This window comes from Shewanella sp. (assembly GCF_051658185.1).
In the GTDB taxonomy this organism is placed as follows: domain Bacteria; phylum Pseudomonadota; class Gammaproteobacteria; order Enterobacterales; family Shewanellaceae; genus Shewanella.
Genome location: NZ_JBOFMC010000352.1, coordinates 1 through 4425 on the forward strand (window position 1 = coordinate 1; position 4425 = coordinate 4425).

At 48.8% G+C, this 4425-nt stretch carries 7 protein-coding genes; all 7 read right to left on the bottom strand.

Features of this window, described 5'->3' with window-relative positions:
* A partial coding sequence (traA, locus tag ACRCZA_RS13370; RefSeq protein ID WP_438674914.1) for a TraA family conjugative transfer protein occupies window positions 1-339 on the bottom strand: 339 nt, incomplete at its 3' end.
* Entirely contained in the window at window positions 336-908 is a 573-nt protein-coding gene (traV, locus tag ACRCZA_RS13375) for a type IV conjugative transfer system lipoprotein TraV (RefSeq protein ID WP_438674915.1), read from the bottom strand. The genes traV and traA, both read right to left, overlap by 4 nt.
* A 74-nt stretch (window positions 909-982) precedes the next feature.
* The gene (locus tag ACRCZA_RS13380; RefSeq protein ID WP_438674918.1) at window positions 983-2272 is read right to left on the bottom strand and encodes a TraB/VirB10 family protein; all 1290 of its coding nucleotides are present in this window, start codon (window positions 2270-2272) and stop codon (window positions 983-985) included.
* Window positions 2273-2274: 2 nt separating this feature from the next.
* Complete coding sequence (locus ACRCZA_RS13385; protein ID WP_438674919.1) at window positions 2275-3171, bottom strand: hypothetical protein; 897 nt, start codon at window positions 3169-3171, stop codon at window positions 2275-2277.
* Window positions 3155-3781 (bottom strand): TraE/TraK family type IV conjugative transfer system protein, encoded by a 627-nt coding sequence (locus ACRCZA_RS13390; RefSeq protein WP_438674916.1) that lies wholly within the window; start codon window positions 3779-3781, stop codon window positions 3155-3157. The genes ACRCZA_RS13385 and ACRCZA_RS13390 overlap by 17 nt, the downstream gene beginning before the upstream one ends.
* Window positions 3778-4059 carry a type IV conjugative transfer system protein TraL gene (traL, locus tag ACRCZA_RS13395; protein WP_000433891.1) on the bottom strand — a complete coding sequence of 94 codons (282 nt, stop codon included), beginning with the start codon at window positions 4057-4059 and terminating at the stop codon, window positions 3778-3780. The genes ACRCZA_RS13390 and traL overlap by 4 nt, the downstream gene beginning before the upstream one ends.
* Window positions 4060-4189: 130 nt before the next feature.
* Window positions 4190-4425 (bottom strand): DUF4400 domain-containing protein (locus ACRCZA_RS13400; protein ID WP_438674917.1); only part of this gene is annotated, 236 nt, incomplete at its 5' end.

Sequence of the window (4425 nt, forward strand, 5' to 3'; positions counted from 1 at the left end):
GACTTCTTGAGTGCAGGCAACAATAGGTAAGGTTGCAGACATCACACTTTCAACGACTGTTGGCGTATTGTAGAGGCCCATACCGCCACCAATGCCCAATGCAAATGCCATCAAGCTCTGACGAGCAATACCGCCCACAATACCCACTAAAACCATGGCTCCCGCAACGATCCGTCCCAAAGTACCTTGAGTCCAATCTTTTAGGGTATCCCACACATCAGTGAAAGCATCACCTCCGGTGCCCGCAAATGAGGGCTCCGACATCATTAACGCCATCAAACCAAGCGCACCAATGGTCATTAGGCGCTGAGTTTGCATGTTGCGAACTACATTTGTCATTCGTTAGTTTCTCCGTAGTTACTCAAGTTATCGCGCTTACCATCAACTCCCGCTGAGGCTGGCTCGTTTTGAGTCTGAAGTGGACGTAGCACTGGCGAAACCGTTCGAGGTGCTGACACCCCAATATCCCACCGGCGCGGTTCAATTTCGGTAAACACGTAGCTGGATAAATTCAGATCCCCACGGTCATCCTCCCAAGGCGCAATCCAAATCCGCATCACCCTTGAAGGAATGCGAATAGGTGCAGATTGTTGCGTCTCAGGTAATGCTGGATGGCTTAGCAGTCCTGTCTCTAAATCAGCTTGTGAATACCCAGAGGGAGAACCAATTCGAGCCGCCACAGCATTGATTGTCTGGGGCACTGCGCTATTGCTAGTTTGCTCATACACTTCACGAGCAGATATACAGCGCACACCGTCAGGCATACCTGAGCAGCCATATTCATTGCGACCCAATCCTAATGAACCACAGCCCGACAAGAGGATTAAGCCAATGGCCAATTCCAATAATCCAACTTTAGTCCACTGTTTTGACTGGTGCTTTGAGTTATGCTGCATTGATGTGATCATGGTTAACTCTCCTCTGGATACCCATCTTATTGTCTGAAACGGACTGCGATCGGTTAGCAACATGCAGGATTTTTTCATCTTTTTGCCCTCTTCCCTGCAACAGTCGCCAATGACAAAGAAGCTCCGCGAGTGACAATCACGTCTATTTTTCTGGCGGCATCCACTTCAATGACCGGAAACATATTTTCGGCCATGTCTAAATAAAACTTGGCCACACGGTCCAACGCTTTGCCCGTGCCTTTAATAGCAGCTCCCTGCAAGGCTTCTTGGCTCATAACTTGCTGATACAACTGAGTATCACCGACATTACCAGTCTGAATCGTCGGCACCGGATTCACATCAAATGCGCCAGCTAAGCCTTGAAGAAAACCCGCCATCATAGATTTGGCCACCAACTGGCCTTGTTTGGACACTAAACGCCCACGAATACCGGCTTTGCCATCTTCACCTACAGCATAAGAATCCAGCCTCGTTTCAATCACGCCGCCATCCTCTCGAACACACGAGATAGTCTCGCCACGCAAATAGGCTCGCTCAGAACTCAAGTCACCAAAGCCGGCCGCAATTAAGAAGCATTCTTTGATGTCCGCACTAAAGCGGTTGGGTAAAATGGCTTGTTTTTGAATTCGAAGCAATGCAGGAAATGGCTCACGCCTTGCTGATTCATGGGTCGGCGCATCTAGACCAGTGATCAGTGTGCCTGAAATAATGCTACCCGCAGGCAAGTACAACGGCGCGGCTTCCTTCACAATATCCTCAGGCTCCACAACAGCATCAGCTTCAATCATACGGATAGTGATTGGCGGCAAGGGGGCATTCCTTACTCGTGTTCCTTGATCGCTCACAGACGGCTGATATGCCAAATCAGGCAACGGAGCATTGGCAAAGTATTCATCAGGATTAGACGGCATCGACTTATCTTCTATCGGTATTGCCATAACCGATATCGGCACTTCCAAAGGGACATTAGCATGTTCAGATGCCGCCCCCTGACTGCTTCTCACTTCTTCGAGTTCTGTTCTGAGTCGAACCACTTCAGCATTGTGCTCGCTCGAGCTAGACAACGTACTTGGACTCATGCGACCAGAGTCCACGTCACGACGTAAGCGTTCCACTTCTCGCCGTAATTGTTCATTGCGTTCACTCAACAACTTTACATTCGCTGCCAAGCTATCGACCCCAACATGACGGGTATTCGTATCCGTGAGTATGTGCCTAATCGTTTCTTGTCGGTTATGACCTCCCGCACCCTCATCAGGATTAGGAGAAAACATCATCACCAATAGGATGAGGCCACCAGCAATGCTCGCAATGGATAGACCTCGCTTCATGTTTGGGTTGAGTTGTTCCCATGGAACTTTCATCATTATTCACCTCCCATTAAAAGCGAAGGACGCAGGCTTTCCACCGTTTCTTGTTGAGGATTGCGCACAGCCACATATAGCTCAGTTTTTTCACCGGGTAACAAGATATTACGAGGCCAGTATGAACTCGCGACCATCTCTGGTGAATGACAGGCTATTTCACTGGCTTCAACCGGTTCATCGGCAATGCTTTCAACAAGTCCGACATAGACAGTGAAGTAATGACCTGTAACCATCTGCCCTTGCTTAAAGCTAAACTTTAAGCCTGGTTGAAAACAGGTAGGACTTGGATCTGTCTTACCCGCTAATCGAATGTCATAACCTTGCGGTAACTCATTGAGGGCAAGGCTTCGAAACAAATCACGTAAGCTGTCCACATAAGGCTGAGCCATTTCCCAAGTCGCAGCTTTTCGGTTAACGACACCTAATTTTGGCCATTGCTGGCCAGCGATGGACAAAGTAATTTCACGCGGGGGAATGCGACGAGGCACCAACGTGACCGATAAAGCGGGAGCTTCCTGATCAGATGGCGTGACATACAAGGATACAGGGGTTTCTTTATCCGTAGCGACATAGACCACATTGCCTTTGATCTGTGTCTGTGCATCACTAGTGGTTCTCACTTGAGGTGAATCAAACGGTGTTACAATCCGGTTCAGATGCCCAAGAGCCACAGGGATAAGCTCATTGACCCCGGGGATCAACATTAGCATAGTTGGCGAAGTTGCAGCAGCGGTGTTGCTCCGCTCCGGTTGTATCTCCGTTGAGGTCTGGTTCATCACACTGGCTGGCACCATCGGCAATTCCACATCAGCATAGGACGTTAGTGACAACAGAGCGCCAAACAAACTCATCACAATTACGCTTGGCATCGTCAATCGACTAATGTTGGTTCGCATCATTCACCCTCCGGTTTTGTTCTTGGGTCAACTTTTCACGAACTCGTTTGGTTCGTGCTTGGCCCTCATAGGTGTCCATCCAATTAAGCTTTGGACGATATTGTTCAATATCAATGTCAAACTCATAGGTGCGAGTTTGACGTTGCTCATCGCCAGAAGGCCCAGAAACCAAAGAATAACCCGTCACAAACACATGACCTGACTCGTATTCATACTCGACTTGTCTGGGTTGGAATTTGAGCGTGACTCGGTCTTCACGGATTTGTCGTGCCTGAATTTCTACGGCATCCACCACTTGTTGATACACAGTGGGAGAAAGCAGCGGTTCAATGGTGCCACGAATAAAGGACACGTTACCCGGCGTGACATTGCCCATGAGCTCTGCCAGGTAAAGCCCCCAGGATTCAAGGTAAGGTTGCGTTGCTTGATTGCGGGATACTTCAGCAGTTTCAGACAAGGTTGGCGGCTGAATAGCCACCACGGTATGACGTGAAAATGCCGCTATCGCGAGCAATAAGTTAGATAGCACCAGCACTGCAATCAGCAACCGTTGCCAACGGTTTTCCAATTGCGTGCCGTGCCATGATTTAAAAAACACATCGAACTTCACGGGAGATAGCTCCTGATAAAGGGATTAGGGATCGTCTTGGCCTTCGTAGGCAGCAATCCAGCCCAATAGATGGCATGCAAAATAAAACCATCAGGGCGACCATCACGAAAACGCCGATAGAGTTTGGTGGTCACCAACCCCAGCAGGCATAACACCAAGGCATTACCAGTAAAAATGCCAATGACTAACCCCAAGAGAATGGGAGCCATCTCATCGGCACTCCAGAGCAGAAAGTGCGGCGGATCATCGATATAAGATGGAATACTCACAGGCTCCATAGCCACTCCTCGTTGTTTGAATTGAGAAGTGAAGAATGCCTTGGGATTGGCAGGTTCAGTGGTCAGCTAGATGCCGAATTTTTGAAGGTTTTAAGAGTACAACTCAGACAATAATTAGTGAAGGCAGCCATCAAATCTTCTTCTGCAAATGACTTAATGCCAAACCTGCCATCAATGCCAAGCCGATGATCATAGATGGCAGCACCCCTGGCGGAATAGCCAATGGCGCGAATAACCCCATCACCAACAAAATGCCCCCGGTGCTCAGAGCCAGCATGCTATAGCGATGGATAATGGGACTCGAAAAATCAAACGTTGTCTTCTTGATATTCCACGTCATTAGCCCATCCCACAACGCGGGTAACA

What these genes read in the sequence shown, in the direction of transcription:
- traV (WP_438674915.1), bottom strand. Translation starts at nt 908, where the DNA reads ATGATCACATCAATGCAGCATAACTCAAAGCACCAGTCAAAACAGTGG.
- ACRCZA_RS13380 (WP_438674918.1), bottom strand. Translation starts at nt 2,272, where the DNA reads ATGAAAGTTCCATGGGAACAACTCAACCCAAACATGAAGCGAGGTCTA.
- ACRCZA_RS13385 (WP_438674919.1), bottom strand. Translation starts at nt 3,171, where the DNA reads ATGCGAACCAACATTAGTCGATTGACGATGCCAAGCGTAATTGTGATG.
- traL (WP_000433891.1), bottom strand. Translation starts at nt 4,059, where the DNA reads ATGGAGCCTGTGAGTATTCCATCTTATATCGATGATCCGCCGCACTTT.